Origin of the sequence: Methylomonas sp. ZR1 (assembly GCF_013141865.1) — a bacterium.
In the GTDB taxonomy this organism is placed as follows: Bacteria; Pseudomonadota; Gammaproteobacteria; order Methylococcales; family Methylomonadaceae; genus Methylomonas.
This window is the reverse complement of sequence record NZ_RCST01000001.1, coordinates 770,573-788,751: the sequence shown is the minus strand read 5'-3', so window position 1 is coordinate 788,751 and position 18,179 is coordinate 770,573. Positions and strand designations below refer to the sequence as shown.

General features: G+C 45.1%; 15 protein-coding genes. 13 read left to right on the top strand and 2 right to left on the bottom strand.

Annotation, left to right across the window (positions count from 1 at the left end; translation table 11 throughout):
* Positions 1 to 86: 86 nt before the first annotated feature.
* Positions 87 to 1,610 carry an exosortase A gene (xrtA, locus tag DDY07_RS03550; protein ID WP_171694833.1) on the bottom strand — a complete coding sequence of 508 codons (1,524 nt, stop codon included), beginning with the start codon at positions 1,608 to 1,610 and terminating at the stop codon, positions 87 to 89.
* 250 nt (positions 1,611 to 1,860) lie between these two features.
* On the opposite strand from xrtA, the gene DDY07_RS03545 reads away from it, so the two are divergent.
* The 13 genes from DDY07_RS03545 (at position 1,861) to DDY07_RS03485 (ending at position 16,611) form a co-directional block, all read left to right on the top strand.
* A complete protein-coding gene (locus tag DDY07_RS03545; protein ID WP_171694832.1) occupies positions 1,861 to 3,099 on the top strand; it encodes a hypothetical protein in 1,239 nt (412 codons plus the stop codon).
* Positions 3,100 to 3,135: 36 nt separating this feature from the next.
* The gene (locus DDY07_RS03540) at positions 3,136 to 4,089 is read left to right on the top strand and encodes a glycosyltransferase family A protein (RefSeq protein ID WP_171694831.1); all 954 of its coding nucleotides are present in this window, start codon (positions 3,136 to 3,138) and stop codon (positions 4,087 to 4,089) included.
* Between the two features lie 56 nt (positions 4,090 to 4,145).
* Positions 4,146 to 5,369 carry a glycosyltransferase family 4 protein gene (locus DDY07_RS03535; protein WP_171694830.1) on the top strand — a complete coding sequence of 408 codons (1,224 nt, stop codon included), beginning with the start codon at positions 4,146 to 4,148 and terminating at the stop codon, positions 5,367 to 5,369.
* A 20-nt stretch (positions 5,370 to 5,389) separates the two neighbouring features.
* Positions 5,390 to 5,962, top strand: coding sequence for a hypothetical protein (locus DDY07_RS03530; protein WP_171694829.1), 573 nt, complete (start codon positions 5,390 to 5,392; stop codon positions 5,960 to 5,962).
* Positions 5,963 to 6,025: 63 nt separating this feature from the next.
* Entirely contained in the window at positions 6,026 to 6,844 is an 819-nt protein-coding gene (locus tag DDY07_RS03525; RefSeq protein ID WP_033158989.1) for an ABC transporter permease, read from the top strand.
* Positions 6,845 to 6,887: 43 nt separating this feature from the next.
* Complete coding sequence (locus DDY07_RS03520) at positions 6,888 to 8,123, top strand: ABC transporter ATP-binding protein (protein WP_171694828.1); 1,236 nt, start codon at positions 6,888 to 6,890, stop codon at positions 8,121 to 8,123.
* A gap of 26 nt (positions 8,124 to 8,149) precedes the next feature.
* Positions 8,150 to 9,004, top strand: a complete 855-nt coding sequence (locus DDY07_RS03515) for a bifunctional 2-polyprenyl-6-hydroxyphenol methylase/3-demethylubiquinol 3-O-methyltransferase UbiG (RefSeq protein WP_051670439.1) — start codon at positions 8,150 to 8,152, stop codon at positions 9,002 to 9,004.
* 3 nt (positions 9,005 to 9,007) lie between these two features.
* Positions 9,008 to 10,201 carry a glycoside hydrolase family 99-like domain-containing protein gene (locus tag DDY07_RS03510; RefSeq protein WP_033158991.1) on the top strand — a complete coding sequence of 398 codons (1,194 nt, stop codon included), beginning with the start codon at positions 9,008 to 9,010 and terminating at the stop codon, positions 10,199 to 10,201.
* 4 nt (positions 10,202 to 10,205) lie between these two features.
* A complete protein-coding gene (locus DDY07_RS03505) occupies positions 10,206 to 11,225 on the top strand; it encodes a glycosyltransferase family 2 protein (RefSeq protein ID WP_171694827.1) in 1,020 nt (339 codons plus the stop codon).
* Positions 11,226 to 11,233: 8 nt separating this feature from the next.
* Positions 11,234 to 13,297, top strand: coding sequence for a glycosyltransferase (locus DDY07_RS03500; protein ID WP_171694826.1), 2,064 nt, complete (start codon positions 11,234 to 11,236; stop codon positions 13,295 to 13,297).
* Entirely contained in the window at positions 13,294 to 14,622 is a 1,329-nt protein-coding gene (locus DDY07_RS03495; protein ID WP_171694825.1) for a glycosyltransferase family 4 protein, read from the top strand. The genes DDY07_RS03500 and DDY07_RS03495 overlap by 4 nt, the downstream gene beginning before the upstream one ends.
* Before the next feature lie 72 nt (positions 14,623 to 14,694).
* Positions 14,695 to 15,651, top strand: a complete 957-nt coding sequence (locus DDY07_RS03490; protein WP_216614700.1) for a glycosyltransferase — start codon at positions 14,695 to 14,697, stop codon at positions 15,649 to 15,651.
* 75 nt (positions 15,652 to 15,726) lie between these two features.
* Positions 15,727 to 16,611: an FAD:protein FMN transferase gene (locus tag DDY07_RS03485; RefSeq protein ID WP_171697690.1), complete on the top strand. Its 885-nt coding sequence runs from the start codon at positions 15,727 to 15,729 to the stop codon at positions 16,609 to 16,611.
* Positions 16,612 to 17,104: 493 nt separating this feature from the next.
* Here DDY07_RS03485 and DDY07_RS03480 read toward each other — a convergent pair whose 3' ends face one another.
* A complete protein-coding gene (locus DDY07_RS03480; RefSeq protein ID WP_033158994.1) occupies positions 17,105 to 18,082 on the bottom strand; it encodes a malate dehydrogenase in 978 nt (325 codons plus the stop codon).
* Positions 18,083 to 18,179 lie beyond the last annotated feature (97 nt).

Genomic DNA, 18,179 nt, shown 5'->3' with positions numbered 1-18,179 from the left:
GGGTCAAGCCTTGGATCAGGTAATTTGACTCACAAATTTGCCCCTGCGTTTTCATTGAATTGTCACAATAAGCTCAGCGTAGCCGTTTAATCACAACAAGCTATCGCGAGCTGTTTCAATTTTTGCCGGGCCAAATCGTAATCTCCATCCGGGGTTTCGGTATACATCACGACGAGCAACTCAGCGGATGCATCACCTGACAAACGTTTCAGCAATTGCCACCATTTCGCCAGATAGGCATTGGCGGTATTTTTGTTGCCAATCCGATACCAACGCTCAACCAACAAACTCCGATGCGTACTGTTTAGTACCGCTTCTTCAATATCGCCGCTTTTATCGGCCGCCCACTGCATGGCAATGACGTCGTCATGCAACATCCGCCAAATAGGATGTTTTTGCGGCACCAGATAATTTTGCGAATTGACCAGTTCACCACCTTGGGTTTCATCGCCAAAATTGGCAAAATACATACCGACTATCGTTTGACCATCGCTTAAATAAACTTTGGCATCCGCCACCACGCCCTTAAAATTGGGCTCCCAACCCCAATCGGGCGCTGCAACCGGCTGCCAATCAGGCAAAGACGGACTGCTAAAGCGCTCGGGTACCTCGATGTGGGCGGCCTGTAGTGCGGATAGGCCTTGTGACGCAAACGGCCAAATGAAAACGCATAAAGCGCTTATCGTTAAAGCCGGCCAATAATGTTTGTAAATCGTTGCAGCATCAGCAAGGTAAGAGTCACCCGCCAAATCCGGGGTCGATGCGGCCGCTACCCCAGCATCCGAATCGTGCCAAAAAGAGCCAAAATAAAACAACGCAAACATGACGATCCCAAAAAACACCCAGCCGTAAACGATGTGATCGACACCCGCAGCCAGCTTCATGTTACTGAAGTGGCCTATCATCACAATCAAATAGGCGCGCAGACCGTTAGCTAAAATCGGCACCAAAAACGAGAGCGTAATGAAGATAGTCCGTTTCTTGTAGCTGCTGTAATTGAGATACGCATAGACCGAACCCAGTGTTAGCGAAGAAATCAAATAACGCAAACCGCTGCAACCCTCTACCACCGACCAGTTACCCGAGGTTAGCGTAAAAAACAAGCCTTCCCGGTAAACACTCATTCCGGTCAGCCGTATCAGCGTAACGACAAAGGTGGCGGTGTATTCCATTAAAGGCGGAATAAATGCTTCCCCGAATGGCACCATCAAAAATAAAAACACTATCGGAAATAACATTTGCGCGACGGTATGACTGCCAAGCACGGCCCAAAAACCACCGACCAAAACACCAACCACGGCCCATTGCTGAATCACCGCCACATGCACCAAATCCGCAATTAACCAGCCAAATCCGCTAACGATAATAAACAGCAAACCTAACGGGCTAAAAGCCGGCCGTAAATCTTTATAGAACTCCCGGCGCGACCAAATCAACCAAAGACTAACCGGGGCCACTAAAAAACCGTGCGTGAATGTGTCTGACCGAGACCAAATAGCAACAATTTCTGACCAGGTCTCAAAAAAAGCCGCTACTGAAACCAGGGTAACCAACACGACGCCCAGCAGCGGTTTACGCCAGTGTTCAGGCAGTCCTAAAGCTTTTAACATTCTATTTCCTCTGCTATTTAGTGGTTACTCAACTACGAACGCCCGCGTCGTCTATATGCTACAGAGCCTAGACTCATCCCAATGTTTAGCGAATGGCTATTTACCGCTGTTATCATAAGCCTGCTGCTATGTCGACCACATCTAAAGTTTGCACAGTGGTTTTCAGCTAGTTCACTAATCTCTGCTACGATAAAAGTTCAGTGCGTTGGTCGACCCAATATTCAGGCTTTTTAATTATTAAACAAAATCCATGGTAGTTCTGTTTTTTTTAGGTTTCTGGCTGGCCTGCCTTACCGGCTTATGGCTGTGGAAAAAACCCTTATTTATCGCTACCTGGCGTGAGCCCTATTTTGCCGATACGCCGGTTTTAATCGAAAGCGACGACTGGGGCCCGGGTGGCGACTTCCACGCAGCCCGTTTAACAGAGCTGCTCTCCATGCTGGCTCAACACAAAGACGCTGTAAACCGCTCTGCGATACTTACCGCCGATATGGTGTTAGCCGTTCCGGATTTAGCAAAGATCGAATCCACGGGCCAATACCACAGGCGCATGCTGGACAAAGACTTCCCGGCCATTTTTGCAGCACTGCAACAAGGCATACAACAAGACACTTTAGTGCCGCAGCTGCATGGCATGGAACACCTGAACGGCAAGGCCTTCGCGGAATTATGCCGACAACAAGACCCCCGCCTGGCAACCGCCCGCGCAACTAAGGATTGGTGGGACTGGGAAAAACTGGATTCGCCGCTACAAGGCCACTATGTAGACGGACGCAATTTACCTACCCAGGCAATTGACGCTGCGGAAGCCAATTCACTGGTCGCAAATGCCATGCAATGTTTTACCGGCATGTTCGGCTATCCCAGCCTCAGCACAGTCGCCCCCTGCTATTTATGGAACGATGAGATCGAACAAAGTTGGCAACAGCAAAATATCATCGCGATTCAAACTGCCGGCTACCGCTGTACCGGGCGCAATGAAACCGGACATTATTTTCAGGATCCTCCGCTGATACGGGTCGGCAATACCAATCGTTTCGCACAACTTTACCTCGTTCGCAACGTGATGTACGAACCTGTTGACGGCAAAAACACACCGGCCAGCGCGTTTGCCGAAGCTGAAATGGCTTATCGCCAAGCCCTGCCTGTAAGTATTTCCACACATCGCTACAATTACACGCGCTCAGAGGACGAATGCCAACAAGCTATACGTGGGTTAGACCATCTTTTAGGGCAAATCAGGGCAAATTTGCCCAACGTTCGCTTCTTGGCGTCCCCGGAACTCGGCGAATTCTTGCAAAACAAAACCGACAATATCGTGAATCGTTTCAATCAGCGTCAATGGCCAGCAATTTGTTTAGCTGCGACGTACCGCAAAACCGGTGCATTTCTATACCGTGTATACTACAGACACAGAAAATTAGCGCTGATCGGTTATTGCACCGGATTAATTGTACCGGCGTGGTTGATCTGCAAAACCAGTTTATAACCACTCTAACGTATCGAAAATTTTGATTAGCCCAAAATGAAAATCAGCGCCGTCATTCCAGCGTATAACAGCGCGACATTCATTCGTGCCGCCATCGAAAGCATCCAGGCGCAAACCAGCAAAGTTGACGAAATCATCGTGGTGGATGATGGCTCCACGGACAACACCGAACAAGTCCTTAAGACGTTTGCCCATACCGTCATTTATCACAAACAAGCCAATCAAGGCCCGTCCGCCGCGCGCAATAAAGGCATAGAATTGGCTAGCGGTGACTGGATTGCATTTCTGGATGCCGATGATCAATGGACTGTGGACAAAACCACCAAGCAAACCCAAGCATTGCAAACCAATCCGGAACTCCACCTGATTGCCGGCGACATGACGGAAATCGACAACGACGACCAACTGCTAACCCAATCGGTGTTAGCCAAACATAAAATGTTGGACTATTTCCAACAGCTGGCCGGAAAACCAATTCCCAACGCCCTTGCTGCGTTAGTGAAAAAAAATTTTATACCGACGGGTACCGTTTTGGTGAAGCGCCAAACCTTGCTTGAAGCAGGCATGTTCAATACCGAGATTCGCTATGGAGAGGACTTGGAATTGTGGGCAAAAATTGCCACATTTCACGCAGTAACGTGCCTTCCCGACATTTTGATGCTGCGCCGGCAGCACGGCAACAATGCCACGCAAGCCAGCGAAGGTATGTTAATAGACTTGACCAAGGTGACTGAGTCTATTCGGAACTTTGCCTCGCCCCAATTAACTGCTCAAGGCATTTCGCCGAATAGTCTGGTGGCGGAGGCACAATGGACGCTTGGCTACTGGTATTTCAGCGGCGGCAATAATGCCAAAGCCAGAGAGGCCTTTAAAAAAAGTCTCTCCCAGGATTTCACACTTAACAATCTACTCTATCTGATTTTCAGTATCTTGCCAGCCAGCTTAATTAATGCGCTACGTGTCATTAAACAAAAATTCGCAAAATCCTGAGTATATGAGAATATTCCTTAACGCTTTCTACGCTGATATTGCCAAACTCTGATTTCATGTCGACCAACAACCTCCCAAAAAGAATTATCTATGTCGAAAACGGAATTGGTTATGGTGGCGCCATTATCTGTTTGAGGCATTTAGTCAGAAATCTTGATCGTGATCGCTTTCTACCTCTGGTTGTGACAGGACGCAGCGGTCCGCAATATCGGGAGATTGCCGATGAAGCCTTATGGAAACACATCCCGGACCGCCATATAGACATCGTGGCGTGGCGTGCAAAAGCGGAATCGATTCAATGGTTAACGAAGGTGTCTCCCCTGCGGTTTTTCGTCAATCAACTGATAGCCAGAAGCGACGATTTATTTAATTTTTTACCGTTTTTTCTCGACTTGCTTTGGACTGCATGGCGGTTCAAAGCGGACCTGATCCATGCCAATAACGAGCCGCTTTGTAACAGAGCCGCACTCTTGGTAGCAAAGATTTTGCGTATCCCCAGTATTTGCCATGTCCGTGGCAACCCTGACGGACCGCATTCAGCGCGCTGGGCTTATTCCCTACCCGATCATTTTGTGTCCGTCTCCCATTGGGTTGCCAATAGCATGCGTGAAAAATTAGCCGTGCACGACGAGAAAATTAGCGTGGTCTATGATGGCATCGCTTTGGATAAGCTGAACAACCAAGCAGGCGGCTCCTTATTTAGGCAACGATTCGATTTACCTGAAAATATCTTTATCGTAGGTTTAGTAGGCTTACTTATTCCTTGGAAAGGGCAACAACTATTTATCGACGCGGCTAAAATACTGCAAGACCAAATACCCCATTTAAAAATGCTGATTGTCGGTGGAACGCCAGACGATTGCATCCCATACGAACGAGAGCTTAGAGAACGTGTAAGACAGGAATCGTTGTCGGATACCGTCCACTTTATCGGCCACGTCAGCGACATGATAGAAGCCTACAAAGCTCTGGATATTGTGGTCTCAGCATCCACTAGCCCCGAACCATTAGGTACGGTCGTCATCGAAGCGATGGCGTTAGGCCGGCCAGTGATCGTACCAAACCATGGAGGCGGCGCGGAAATGGTTGAAGATAATCAAACCGGACTGTTATTTAACAGCGGTGACGCGGAAAGTTTGGCAGCGTCTATCCTTAAGTTTTACCGCTCCAGCGAGTTGATGAATCGGTTAGCCAGTAACGCCCGGGGCAAAGCATTAGCCACCTTCGACGTCCGGCAGCACACAGAAGCGATACAGTCCATATATCAAAAGTTTTTATAAAACAGTACTCAAGCAAATTCATGCGCCAGAAAAAAGTCAGATTACTTCCATTGCTATATATTGCCTGTATCCGGAATGCGGCAGCCGACTATCCGAAAACAGACGCCGATTACGCCTTCCTGCCACCCTACTGCAAGGCGCGCGCATCCGATCAAAAATCGCCTGACTACCAAAGCTGGAACCGAAAGCTCGGCGACGACTTCATTCATATCCACCACTATTGCGCAGGCTTACACACCATGAATTTAGCCTTCAGAACCCATGACGAGGCAGAAAAACAGTCTAAATACCGCGCGGCAGTGGGAGATCTTCTATATGTACCGGATCACGCCTCGCCTACTTTTAAGTTAATGCCAAAAATATTTTACGATGTCGGTCAAGCCTACCAATTCATGGGTGAAATTGATGAAGCAATTGCCGCCAACTTAAAGAGTATTTCGCTTGATAAAAATAACTCTTTTCCTTATGCCGCCTTGAGCAGTTTGTATCAAAGAAAAAACATGAAAGCAGAAGCTAAAACCATTTTAGAAAAAGGCTTGGAACACAACCCCAACTCGAAAATATTGCTTAAACACATGAAGAATTTCAAATAATCCCCATCTCTAATTAAAAGCTTAACCGCTACCGATTGGATTATTCAGTTAAAATAAATACCCATGTTACGAATCGCCAAAAACTTATATACCTACAGAGAGCTAATAGCCGCACTCACCTGGAAAAACATCGTTATCCGCTATAAGCAAGCATACCTCGGAATTTTATGGGCTGTATTAAAGCCTATTATGTTAATGCTGGTATTTACCTTGGTTAAGGGTTTTGTGGGCATAGAAACCGGGGGCTTACCTTATCCGCTTATTACGTTTGCAGCACTAATACCTTGGGTATTTTTTCAGGAATCAGTTTCTGAGGGCGTCAATAGCGTAACTTCGAATGCCAATTTGATCAAAAAAATATATTTCCCGCGTGAAGTGTTTCCATTAACCGCGATGGTTACTAAACTAGTGGAATTAGTTATCAGTTTTGCGATATTGGCGGCCATGATGATTTATTATCATGTCATGCCCACTCTGCATGCAGTCTGGATCCCGGCTTTCGTGCTATACACGATGATAGTCGCCTTAACAATCAGCTTCTTTGGCGCAGCGATGAATGTATACTACCGCGATATAGCTCAAGCAATACCAATAGCATTATCTTTATTGATGTACGGCTCCCCAGTCATCTATCCGTTGAGCTTGGTACAAAAGAAATTAGTTATCGAACAGGCAGCGGGCGAATGGTCCAATGATTTGTATTTTTTATACACACTTAATCCATTAGTGGGCATTATAGATGGATTTCAAAGTGTTTTAATTAGAGCAACAGAGCCCGATTTAAATGTAATTTATCCGGGGTTAATTTTGATTTTGGTAATACTACCGTTCAGCTATTGGTTTTTTAAGCGCGCGGAAAGTTGGTTCGCCGATGTCATATAAGATTCGGCAAAAAACTTCAAAATTACATCATTAATTAACATATATGGCCATCATAGAAGTCAACCACCTCACCAAGGAATATCAACTCGGTCACCTTACCAGTTTGAAGGAAACCGCTTTAAACACCATGAGACGCCTCGCCTTCCAACCGGTTCAGGAGCGCGAGAGTTTCAAAGCGCTTGACGATGTCAATTTTCACATCAATGAAGGTGAAGTGGTCGGTATCATCGGGCATAACGGCGCAGGTAAAAGTACTCTGCTCAAGCACTTGGCCAATATCAGCAAACCCACCAAGGGCGAAGTCATTGTTAAAGGCAGCGTAGCACCGCTGATTGAAGTGGGTGCCGGTGTCAATCCGGAACTAACCGGCCGAGAAAATATTTATCTTAATGGCGCCATCCTGGGTATTCCCAAAAAAATCATTCAACAGAAATTGGATGAAATCATTGATTTCTCCGAGCTAGAACAATTTATTGACACACCGGTTAAACGATATAGTTCCGGCATGACGGTAAAGCTGGGCTTTTCCATTGCCACTAGCATGGAAGCAGATATATTAATTATTGATGAAGTATTAGCAGTTGGGGATTTAGCTTTTCAAAGGAAATGTTTTGATCGAATGGAAGATCTTATTAGACGCCAAGGTAAAACTGTTCTTCTAGTCAGCCACAACATACGCCAAATTGAACGGTTATGTAATAGAGTTATATTATTAAGTAAAGGCTCAGTTATAGGTGATGGTGACGCCAACAGCTTATGCGCAAAATTTTATCAGGCAAATGACAAAAAAATAAGCATTGACAGCTCTACCACACTTAGCTTGGCAAATAACAACGAATGGGCAACAGGAGAGATACACCTAGTAGATATTAAACTCCTCAACTCTTCAGGCAACTCAATTACAGAATTAAAACACACTCAAGCCGTTACCATTAAATTAGTTTATGAAGTTAAAAATCAGGTTCGATATCCTATGTTTGGAGTGGGCATTCACACCACTGACTTTATTTATCTAGCCACTCAGCAAAGCATAAACCAACTAAAAATAGAAAAACTTGATATTGGCATATATGAATTTAACTTTGAGATTGAATCATTTCCATTTATGCCTGGAGTCTACTCGATCAGAGCGGGAGTCGCTGAAGGATCAGCCAGTAGAACTATTTTTTATGCAGAAAACCTGCTACATTTTCAAGTAACATCTGAAAACCTAGCAGACAAAACTTGGAATGAGGGGTTAGTGTCTCTTCCCGGCACATGGACATTCACAGCAGCCTAGTCAACATATTACATTGAGAGAAAAAAGTGACCTCTAAAAAGTATATATATGAAATTCCAGATAACGAAAACCACCCAGCTAAAAAAGTTATTAAATGGATAAAAAATAATTCAAAGGTACTTGAAATTGGTTGTGCTAGCGGAATTCAATCTAGAATATTGAAAGAAAATTTGGGCTGCAGAGTTACAGGACTCGAAATAGATCCGTCAGCTGCAGTAGATGCTAAACCATATTGCGAAGACGTTATAATTGGAAGCATTGAGGAAATTGATTTATCATTAGCACTAAAAAATGAAAACTTCGATGCCATTCTCTTCGTTGATGTATTAGAGCACCTGATAGATCCTTTAGCAACTCTAAAAAAAATACTTCCTTTTCTTAATGAGAATGGTGTTGTAATTGCATCCATACCTAACATTAGTCACTCAGCAATATGCTGGGAACTTGCTCACGGGAGATTTGATTACCAAAAATATGGACTACTAGACAATACTCATATACGATTTTTTACTAAAAAAAATATAATAAAATTATTTGAAGATGCCGGATACCATATTATTTTATGGGATCGCGTCATTAGGACCCCAGAAGAAACTGAATTTAATGTGCATTGCTCTTCTGCAAAAGATGAATCTTTTTTTGACTGGATTAACGATCTTAACCCAGAGTCCAATACATATCAATTTATAGTAAAAGCAATACCCACATCAAATACGGAAGAGTCTCTGTATACGAAACTAGACAATGTAGACCAATTAGTCTCGAAACTATCAGAACTAAACAAGCAAAATATGTTGCTAAAATCTAAAATTGACTGGCTTGAAAAAAATAGATTTGGCCCTTTTACAAGTTTATTTCAAAAATTAATACATCGCGCCTAATTCATGAATGATAACCCAGTAAAAGCAATTGCATTCTTCCTCCCCCAATTCCACCCAATTCCAGAAAACGATGAATGGTGGGGCAAAGGGTTCACTGAATGGACGAATGTCACAAAAGCAAGACCATTATTTCCGGGTCATTATCAGCCTCATCTACCTGCAGATCTTGGTTTTTATGATTTGCGTTTACCGGAAGTACGGCAACAACAAGCTGAGCTTGCCGGAAAGTATGGAATTTCGGGTTTTTGTTATTATCATTATTGGTTCAACAAGAGACGGATACTCGAACATCCTGTCAATGAAATATTAAATACTGGGAAGCCTGATTTTCCATTTTGTCTTTGTTGGGCTAACGAGAACTGGACCAGAACCTGGAGTGGCGGATCAAAAGACGTGCTTTTAAAACAAAAGTATAGCCATGAAGATGATATAGATCATATTCATTCACTTTTTAGTGCTTTTCGTGACCCACGTTATATAAGAATTGACGGAAAACCTTTGTTTCTAGTTTATCGGACTGAATTGTTACCAGACCCCAAAAAAACTGCTGAAATTTGGCGAGCAGAAGCCATTAAAAATGGCATCGGCGATCTTTATCTAGTCAGAGTAGAAAGCTTTGTAAACAACATTAACCCTGAAACTATTGGTTTCGACGCAGCAATAGAATTTGCTCCAGACTGGGCCAACCTTGGACCAAGGCTGTTTAGGACTGAATTACTTAAAAAAATATCCAATATCGGATTATTCCCTAAGGTTTTTAGTGATAACCAAGTGGTAGATTATGATACTTTAGCTACCAGCATGATGCGAAAGAAAAATCCTGATTATGTAAGGTTTCCGGGAGTCACTCCCTGCTGGGATAATAGTGCTAGGAAGAAAAAAAATGCTGCAATTTTTATTAACTCAACGCCTGATAAATACGAGCAATGGCTTGCAAGTTCAATTCAAAAAGCTTCTTTATTTGACTCTAAAATACCGAAATTAGTCTTTATTAATGCGTGGAATGAATGGGCTGAAGGGAACCATCTCGAACCAGACCAAAAATGGGGTCATGCATATCTCGAAGCAACATTTAATGCCTTGAATGATCCGAATAAAGAGCGAAAAACTTTGCGTACCCATCCAAATCCATTGAATATATCTCATTATCTTAGGTATCTATATAATAGAAACATAGGCTGGCGTCTACAGAAATAAGTCGATGAAAAATGACCTATCAATATCGTTTGATAAATTAACGGTTATCCTATTAAATTGGAACGGCAAAAAAGACACTTTGGAGTGTTTATCCTCGCTACAGCTCCTTAAGCATCCTAATTTTAATATTATCGTCGCCGACAATGGTTCCAGTGATGATTCCGTGAAGACTATACGCGCCGAATATCCGGATGTCTTTGTATTAGAAAATGGAGCCAACTTAGGTTTTGCCGAAGGGAATAATAGGGCCATTCGTTACGCTCTGGATCAAGACGCCGACGCTGTTGTATTGTTAAACAACGACATTATCGTCGATCCCAACCTCTTACAAGCATTTCACGACGCATATAACTCCTTGGCTAATCCAGGCATTCTGGGTGCGGCGAGCTACTATTACGATAATCCTAAGGTAATTTGGGCTGCGGGCGGTTTTTGGGACTCAACTATTCTTGATCTCAATCATATTGGGCTCGGTAAATCCGCTCAGGAATTACCAAGCAATAACCCCTACGAAGTAGAGTATGCCGTGGGTTGCGCCCTGTTTGTACACAAAGATGTCATTTCAAAAATAGGCTTGATGGAGCCATTATTCTTTTTAAATTTCGAAGAGAACGACTGGTGCCAACGCGCCAGGAAAGCTGGGTTAATTAATTACTCCGTACCAGACGCGAAAATTTGGCATAAGGTTTCCGCATCGTTTGGCGGTGAATCTCCGTTATGGAAATATTATATGACCCGTAACCTGCTTTTATGGTCAAAACGGCATTTACCCACTAGCGAGCATCACGCAGTTATTCTAAAAACCATTAAGGCCTGCTTCCCTTCTCTCGCATTTCTATCATGGAAAGCACCATTAACGCTAAAACAGCGTTATTGGGCATTTGGTATGTGGATAAAACAAGTATTCGACCGATTTAATGATCCATTTTATATTGCTCAGTTTTATGGAATAAATCACTACTTTATTAACAAATTTGGTGAATGTCCGCCCGAGTTAAGAATTAAACTGCGCCCAGCAGCTTGATTTAATATATGTCTGCTAATAGCATCTCCCTGCCCGCTATCAGCGTCATCATGACCGTTTACAATACTCAACGGTATTTAACGGAAGCCATTCAGAGTATTCTGTCGCAATCTTTTACTGACTTTGAATTGGTGATCGTCGATGACGGGAGCACCGATGGCAGCCCGGAGATTTTGAAAAATCTCGCCCAACAAGATTCGCGCGTTAAACTCATCACTCAAGTCAATGCCGGCATAGGTGCAGCAACCCAAAGAGGCATTACCGAAAGCCAAGGTGAATATATCGCCATCATGGACTCCGACGATATTTCCCTCCCTGATCGATTAAAGCTACAGAAACAGTTCCTCGATCAGCATCCAGACATTGACGCGGTCGGTAGCCAATGGCGAATGCTGCACGCCGACGGTCGAGATATTGGTATCGATACGCACCCTATTGATTCAGATAGAATTTCGGTGTTGATGTACGCTTTTTTTTCGCTGCATCATCCCACCACGATGATTAGACGACACGCATTGGAAAAAGTGGGTGGCTACTCCGTAGACCGCAGTTGTCTGGTACCCGACTACGACGTATTTATGCGCATGCAATTGGCGGGATGCCGGTTCGCGAATCTGCCGGAAATTCTGTTCATCTGGCGCTTAAATCCAGCCAGTACTACACACCACAAAGCGCGAGCACAGTGTGCGTCGGTAGCGGAGGTTCGCGATGCGGGATTTAACCAACTGCTATTAGACGATCCACGACGAGCTGCGGACACCGCAAAAACGGTTATTTGTTCTTTTCCAACCGGCACATGGCAAGACGAAAGAATCAAACAACTATTACCCGAGCAGGGACCGTCATTGTTGTATCGCACCTGGCGGAATCTGCCAGACGCTACCTCGGGAGACCGTCTTAACAAGGCGCTGGTCTTGTGGCTGGAAAAGCCGGAGCTCTATTGCGAAACCTTGCGCGAACAACTACTCGCCAACGACAAGCCTTGGTTGGCGGCATTACTCAATGCCTACCGCGGCATCGAAAACCTAGACCCCGCCCTGAACGCCACTACGCTGGCGATTATCCCCAGCAATCAGATAGCGGTAAGTTTATTCGTCACCTATAACCAAGCTGGCGAAGATTTCAATCAACGTCTGCAACAAGCCTTCGCCTTGAAGGCTCAGGCCAAGTTTTCGATAGAAATTATTGTAGTTTCGGTCAAACCAGAACTTAGCCTGAAACCTTTTATCCCGTTACTTGCCACTCATGATTGTATTTTCGATGAAAACGGCCTTGCGTGGCACACGGCATTGCATAGGGCTAAAGGTGCTTATTTTGCATATTTGGAAGACAATTTTAGATTCAATATCGATGTAATATTGAAAATCCTGGCTAGTCACATCCAGCACAAAACATCTATTTCATTTATGCCGGATACTCGCTATTTTAGCGAAGCATGCGATGAAAAAGGTCAACCGGCTCTAGATAATCAATTCCATCCAGTTTGGACACGTAGCACTCTACTTGGAAAAAATCGTGTGCAGTCTAGTCACTTTATTCATCATCGCTCTTTATTAGACAACTTAAAAGGCAATTTAGCAGAGCTGGGGGTGGCAGCAGGGCGATACTTGGGTAGATATTTGGCAATTAGAAACGAATTTAACATTATCGATGGAGCTGTAAGCTATTTTATGCCAGGAATAATTTTAAACGCCAACCCATTACCTTTATTTCAACAAACTATTGGCGATTGGTACCTGGATTATGGGATGACAAATTTTCCAGACCTTGTATTCCATGACAACTTGTCAAAATCTGAAATTGCACATTATGCTCAAACCCTTTCAACAGCTTGGCTCAACAAAAATTTATATATATACCAAGGTAATATATCGGTACTGGAAAGCTTCTACCTCAATCGTGTCAATTTAGCGATCAGGATACCATTATTTAGATACTTACTCGCACACAACAAGAAAACTTATTTACTCGCCTTCTGGCGGAAGAAGGATTATCTAAATGCAACTTTGGCTTTATTTTATTGTGTTTATCAGACCATAGCTGTTCGTTTGTTTTCTCCGTATAAAAAATGAAAACTCTACATATTTTCCATAATAGTGATTTAAAAAACGGGGTTGACAAAACCACCTGCACCTTGATGGTCGCATTAAAAAAACTAGGCGTCGAACCTATCGCGGTGGTGCCCAAAGCTGGCAATGTCACGGAATATTTGCAGTCTCAAGCGATTCGTTACTGGCTGGTCCCATATTCCTGCTGCTTAAGCCGAACAGAGCGGGCGCAATTTAAGTTTTACGGAGATTCTTTTGCACAATTAGACAATTTAATTACGTTGATACAGCAGGAAAACCCTGACATTATTCACATTAACACCGGTCATTTACTGCATGCCGGTATTGCAGCTGCCCGTCAAAGAGTACCGGCCATTTGGCATATTCATGCTCCATTTGCAGAAGATTTGTCCCGTTATGAATCCAGCATTGGCACCGGCGGCTATATTCACCTTTTAAAACAATTGAGCAGCCGCATCATCGGCGTATCAGACGACGTTGCTAAATCGCTATCGGAACATTTGCCCCCAGACAGAATAAATACGCTCTACAACGGCATCGATATAGAAGAATTGCGTAGTTCTGCGAAGTCGTCTTCAACCGATATTCGCGCGGAATTGGGCCTTTCCGCAGACTCGAAATTGGTAATCGGCGTGGGCCGCATCTCTGCGCAAAAGGACTTTGCTGCCTTTGCCAGAGTAGCCGCCAAGGTCGTTACGTTTAAATCGAATTGTTATTTCCTTATCGCCGGCCCAAAACAGGAACCGGAAGCTGTACGCCTGTTGGAAGACGAATTAGAGCGTGGCCAATTAAGCAACAAGTTACATATACTCGGACCGCGAGATGACATTGCCGCCCTGCTGGCACAAAGCACTATATTTCTCTCCACGGCAATTTTTGAAGGCCAAGGCATTGCCGCTCTGGAGGCAATGGCTTTGGGTACGCCAGCGGTCGCGATGGCGTGTTCGGGTCTACGGGAGTGCATCGTTAACGAACACGACGGCATTTTGGTCGAGCCGGGGGATGAAAATTCCACCGCTACGGCCATTTTGCGCCTGCTGGACGACCCGGAATTGGCTCAAAAACTCACCGCCAACGCCCGTATCTCCGTCGCTGAAAAATTTTCCAGCCAAAAATACGCTAAGCAATTTTTGAACATCGCCAACGCTGCGCTGGCCTACGGCCCGGCGGCGATTTCTGATCAAGAACTTGATCTGCTATCGGGATTATTGGGACAAATTAATAATGCCCATCTGCGTTTGCTAGGCTTTGAACAGCAAACCTTAAATCAACGTATAAAAGGCATTCTCTGGGAATGGCGCCAACAGCTAAAGGCAATATTCCAGTAAAAGCTCGAATTGCCACAATTTGATTTAAAATAAATTTCGCACAATCAACGGCCTGATTCAGGCGAATCCAGTATGCGACAAACTACTGATATATCTCAAGCTAAACCACTCATTTCCGTGATTATGCCTTGCTATAACTCGGCACATATCATTGAAAAAACCATCGCCAATCTGTATCAACAAACTTTCAAGAATTTCGAATTGATAGTCGTTGACGACGGTTCATCGGATAACTCGCTAGAGGTTTTGCAGACAATAACAACGCTGTATCAAAATATATTAGTTATTTCCCAACAGAATAAAGGCCCCGGCCCTGCGCGCAATCGCGGATTGGAAGCCGCATCGGGAGAATTTATCGCCTTTCTGGACTCCGACGACAGTTGGCACCCTGAGTTTCTGGCAAAGCTTCATCATAAGCTTGAAGAAAAACCGGATAGCGTACTCGCATACTGCGGCTGGCAAAATATTGGTCTGAGCGCAGAAAAATCCCAACCTTATATTCCGCCTGATTACGAAGAAAATGATAAGTTTGCCGTTTTGTTGCGCAGTTGCCCTTGGCCAATTCACGCCGCATTGACGCGCAAATTTGCCATCGATCAAGTTGGAGGTTTTAACGAACACTGGCTAACCGCTGAAGATTTCGATATGTGGATCAGAATTGCAATGTTCGCCCATATTGTCCGCGTTCCTGAAGTATTGGCTTATTATCACCATCAACAAGGCGAACAAATTTCCAGCAACCGACTTAGGGCCATACTAAATCATTGGGGCGTGCAAAAAGGCTTGCTGCGAGATTTTCCCGTAATATCGCAAACGCTGGGTAAAGCTAAAACCGATCTTTTGACAAAAGGCCAGTTATTGCAAAGAGCTTATGAGTTTTATTGGAAAAACGATTTACCTAGCGCGCATCATTTATTTAGAAAAACCTTGGGTTTGGGGTATTTTGGTATGAAGGACTTAAAATATATTCTACCCAGTTTACTGCATCTAGCGCTTTACCTGGCTCTAATAAAAAAAATACGGAGTTAATATTCCATCAGCCTTTAAAACCGACAAAGATTAATCGTGAGCCCAACATCCTTATTTCGCTTCCCATTCCAGGCTATGGGTACTCAATGCGAAATCCAATTGATTGCCACGGAGCATAAACAGGCCAAGCGTATTGCCGATATAGTAACAGCCGACGTGCAACGCTTGGAGGGCTTGTATTCCCGGTATAAACCCGACAGCCTGCTTTCAAGCATCAATCAAGTCGCAGCCATGGGAGGCCGCATTACCGTGGATGAGGAAACGGCTGGCTTACTGAATTATGCTGCAACCTGTCATCAACAAAGCGACGGCCTGTTCGACATCACGTCCGGAATTTTACGGCAGGCTTGGCGTTTCGAGTCCGGCCAGTTGCCGGATGAACAACTAATTAAAACACTATTGAAAAAAGTTGGATGGGACAAACTACGCTGGCAGGCGCCGCTATTAGAGTTCCCATTGGCCGGCATGGAGTTGGATTTTGGCGGCATTGTCAAAGAATATGCCGTAGACCGGGCTGCGGTAATTGCACGGAATGCCGGCGCTCGCCACGGCTTTATCAATCTGGGCGGCGACATCAAACTGATAGGCCCACGTCCGGACGGCACTGCCTGGCGAGTGGGTATCCATCACCCCCGCCAAAGGCAGGCATTAGCAAGTACTTTGACGCTACATAGCGGCGCTGTCGCCAGCAGCGGGGACTATGAGCGCTGCATTATCGTCAACGGCCAGCGCTACGGACACATCCTCAATCCGAAAACAGGCTGGCCGGTTCGGCATTTGGCATCTGTCAGTGTCGTCGGCGAATTCTGCGTAGTGGCCGGCAGCGCGTCAACCATCGCCATGCTCAAGGAAGAACAAGGCCCAAGCTGGCTGGAACAGTTGGCATTGCCGTACTTATGGATAGACGTACACGGCAATTCCGGAGGTTCGTTAGCCGTTGCAGACCCAGCAACCCGCTGAGTTTTATCCGTTACCGATACGGTGCCAATTCAATATACCCAAAAATACGGCATATCCCTTGCCATTGCGGCATAAGCCTTAAAACCGGTAGTTTGGCAGCACTCATACCCTCGTGCACGCCCCGCCGAACGGGAATTCATAATTGGCACACCTATTGCTTTATCTAAAAAATAATAAAGCACTGTTTTGTTGCCTGCCCCACCCAAACAATTTCCGGGGTATCAATTAAAGCCCCCGACCCATTCAAGATTTTAAGGACGCGCTAAAAAACTCTCTCGCTGGATGAGGGATGGAGCGCTTTTTACCAGTCGTTAACAAGCTGCCACGGATGGCGGCGCCTTACGAATCGGCTAGCCGAGAGACCCGCCGACGTAAACACAAGATAACATCAGCAACAAATAATGGAGCGGTAGTTATTACGCCATACCGCGATAGTGATGCTCGATAAGCCCAGCCGCGCGGAATAGCCGCAGAGCTCCCGCATTCGGACAATTTAGAGTAAATGTTTGATGGCTTGTCGCTCTTCTTTTAACTCTACTTCGTTTTGACGCAATCTTGCCAAGCTGAACTCGTTAAGATCCAAGCCCTTAACGATGCCGATCTGCCCATCCACCACCGTCACCGGGAAGGAATAAACCAATCCTTCCGCAACACCATAGCTACCATCGGATGCGACCGCCATACTCACCCAGTCCCCCGGATCGGTACCGAAGGCCCAAACCCGCATATGCTCAATCGCCGCATGCGCCGCAGACGCCGCGCTGGACTGGCCGCGTACTTTGATAATTTCCGTACCTCGGTACTGCACAGTGGGGATAAATTCATCAACAAACCAGGATTGCTCGACCAAAGAGAATACATCCATGCCCTTGACCTTGGCATGATGTAAATCAGGATATTGAGTGCAGGAATGGTTACCCCAAACCGCCACGTTTTTCACGTCTCTGCTCAGCACCCCGCATTTCTCGGCCACCTGACTTATCGCACGTTTATGATCGAGCATGGTCATCGCCGTAAAACACTCCGGCGCTAAATCCGGAGCGTTATGAATAGCGATTAGAGCATTAGTATTGGCCGGGTTGCCGGTCACTAAAACCTTGACATTCCGGTTGGCTACTTCATTCAGCGCCCGGCCTTGGGTGATAAAAATCTGCGCGTTATCCAATAACAAATCGCTACGCAGCATCCCCGGTCCGCGCGGTTTTGCCCCTACCAAAAAGGCGTAATCGACGTTATCGAATGCCACTTTCGGATCGTCGGTAATGATGATTTTGTTGATCAACGGAAACGCGCAATCGTTCAACTCCATCACCACGCCTTGTAACTGCTTCATAGCCGGTGGAATTTCCAACAGACGCAGCACGATAGGCTGATCCGGCCCCAGCAATTCGCCAGACGCCAAATGAAATAGCAAGGAGTAACTAATCTGACCAGCTGCACCTGTTACAGCAATATCCACGGGCGTTTTCATCTGCGTTCCTCTTTATTGATTGGATTCTTCCACACCCGACCCAACGGCAGGCTTTTCCAATATGACATAAAGTTTTTGAGCAAACAATCACTAATTC